Origin of the sequence: Bacillus cereus group sp. BfR-BA-01381, assembly GCF_022663555.1 — a bacterium.
Lineage (GTDB): Bacteria > Bacillota > Bacilli > Bacillales > Bacillaceae_G > Bacillus_A > Bacillus_A pacificus.
The window spans coordinates 1-2131 of the sequence record NZ_JAKUFR010000189.1 but is presented as its reverse complement, the minus strand read 5'-3'; the positions used below and the strand labels follow the sequence as shown (position 1 = coordinate 2131).

The window sequence follows — 2131 nt, the reverse complement described above, 5'->3', positions numbered from 1 at the left end:
TAATAAGATAACAATATAGAAAAAAGATGGTTTGGGGGAATTTAAAATGACTGATATGCAAACTCCATTTGCGTTAATTTTACATGGTGGCAACGCGAGAAGCGCGTCACTTGAAGCAATTGCTTTTGCAAGACAAGGAGATTTTGAGAATGCGAGTGAAAAGATGACACTTGCTAGGGAAGAAATTTCAGCAGCTCATCGTATTCAAACAGACTTAATTCAAGAAGAAGCAAGAGGAAATCATGCAGAAATCAGTTTACTGTTAGTGCATGCACAAGATCATTTAATGAATGCAATTACAGTGAAAGAACTTGCTGAAGAATTTATCACTCTTCATAAACGAATAGAAGAGAAAGTGACAGTATAAGATGTACATTTTATTATGTTGTGCAGCAGGCATGTCAACGAGTATGGTTGTAAGAAAAATGCAAGAAGAGGCAATGAAACAAGGGAAGGGTTATAAAATTAAAGCAGTTGATTCAGAACTTGTGAAACTGGAAATAAAAAATGCTGATGTTGTTTTAATTGGTCCGCAAGTGAAATATTTATTTCCAGCCGTAGAGTTTCTTGCAAATTCATACAATATACCAGTTGCGATTATAGACCAACGAGATTATGGCATGTGTGATGGTTTGAAAGTACTGAAACAAGCAGAACAATTAGTTTTAGCATAATTATATTTTTTTAAATATAAACATTATAATGTTATAACTTTATTTCATCCTTTCATAGAAAAGAGAAAGAGGAGGGGTTTTGATGAATGGTTTTATGAGTTTTATGGAACAAAAGATTATGCCAACAACACAAAAGATTGCCGGACAGCGACATTTATTAGCAATTCGAAACGGAGTTATTTCTACATTGCCGTTAACGATTGTCGGATCATTTTTCGTTATCTTTTTAAACTTACCAATTGATGCATATATGGAGTGGATTGCACCGTTTCGCCATATTTTAGATATTCCATTCCGATTTACAGTAGGACTAATGGCGTTATACGCAGCATTTGGGGTAGGGGCTTCACTCGCGAACTTTTATCAGCTCAATCAGTTAAGTGCAGGGTTATTATCTGTACTCGCCTTTTTACTAGCATCAGTTGAACCAATTCAAATTACGAAAGCCGTACCAGGTGTTATTGATGTAGGTAGATACATTTCAGTAGGAACATTAAGTGCAACATCTTTATTCGGCGCAATTGTTACAGCTTTAATTGCAGTAGAAATTTATCACTTTATGATTAAGCATAATATCTCGATTAAATTACCAGATAGTGTACCACCAGCAGTTTCAAATTCGTTTGCAGCATTAATTCCAACGTTAGCAGTTATTCTTTTATTCTGGGGCATTCGTTACGGTTTGAAATTTGATGTAAATACAACAATCACATATTTAATCGCGCCACTAAAATCAGTATTAGTAGGAAATAATTTATTCGGCGGTTTATTAACAGTATTCTTAATCGTATTCTTCTGGTCATTCGGTATACATGGCCCTGCGATTTTAGGACCGATCATTCGTCCAATGTGGGATTCAGCAATTCTGGAAAATATGGAAGTATTCACAGCTACAGGAAATGCACATCAATTACCAAACCTATTTACAGAGCAATTTATTCAATGGTTCGTATGGATCGGTGGATCAGGATCAACGTTAGCTTTAGTTATTATGTTTATGTTCTCTAAATCTAAGTTCTTAAAAGAGTTAGGTAGATTATCATTCGTGCCAGGCTTATTCAATATTAATGAACCAATTATTTTCGGGGCACCAATTGTAATGAACCCAATCTTAATTATTCCGTTCGTAATTACACCGTTAGTGACAACGACAGTATCATATTTCGCAGTTGTTTCAGGTATGATTCCGATGATGATGGCGAAATTGCCATTTACGATGTTAGCGCCAATTGCAGCGGTTATTAGTACGGACTGGACAATTATGGCTGGTGTACTTGTACTTGTTAACTTTGTTATCTCATTCGTTATTTACTATCCGTTCTTCAAAATGTATGAGAAACAACAATTAGCAGGAGAGGAGAAAGAAAAATGCTCGGAGCAATTATCATCTTAATTACATTTGTAGCGGGGCAGTGTATTGCGCATTATTCAAAATGGGTACAAAGTAAATCTTTATT

The 2131-nt window shown here is 35.2% G+C and carries 3 protein-coding genes; all 3 read left to right on the top strand.

Annotated features, from left to right (window positions below):
* Positions 1 to 46 precede the first annotated feature (46 nt).
* Positions 47 to 367, top strand: coding sequence for a PTS lactose/cellobiose transporter subunit IIA (locus tag MR079_RS28140; RefSeq protein ID WP_000131336.1), 321 nt, complete (start codon positions 47 to 49; stop codon positions 365 to 367).
* 1 nt (position 368) lies between these two features.
* A complete protein-coding gene (locus tag MR079_RS28135) occupies positions 369 to 674 on the top strand; it encodes a PTS sugar transporter subunit IIB (RefSeq protein WP_139868983.1) in 306 nt (101 codons plus the stop codon).
* A gap of 82 nt (positions 675 to 756) precedes the next feature.
* Positions 757 to 2067 carry a PTS sugar transporter subunit IIC gene (locus tag MR079_RS28130; protein ID WP_242295067.1) on the top strand — a complete coding sequence of 437 codons (1311 nt, stop codon included), beginning with the start codon at positions 757 to 759 and terminating at the stop codon, positions 2065 to 2067.
* The last annotated feature ends 64 nt before the right edge of the window (positions 2068 to 2131 follow it).

Bases quoted from the DNA above. Each gene is read 5' to 3' on its own strand.
- MR079_RS28140 (WP_000131336.1), top strand. From the start codon at position 47: ATGACTGATATGCAAACTCCATTTGCGTTAATTTTACATGGTGGCAAC.
- MR079_RS28130 (WP_242295067.1), top strand. From the start codon at position 757: ATGAATGGTTTTATGAGTTTTATGGAACAAAAGATTATGCCAACAACA.
- MR079_RS28135 (WP_139868983.1), top strand. From the start codon at position 369: ATGTACATTTTATTATGTTGTGCAGCAGGCATGTCAACGAGTATGGTT.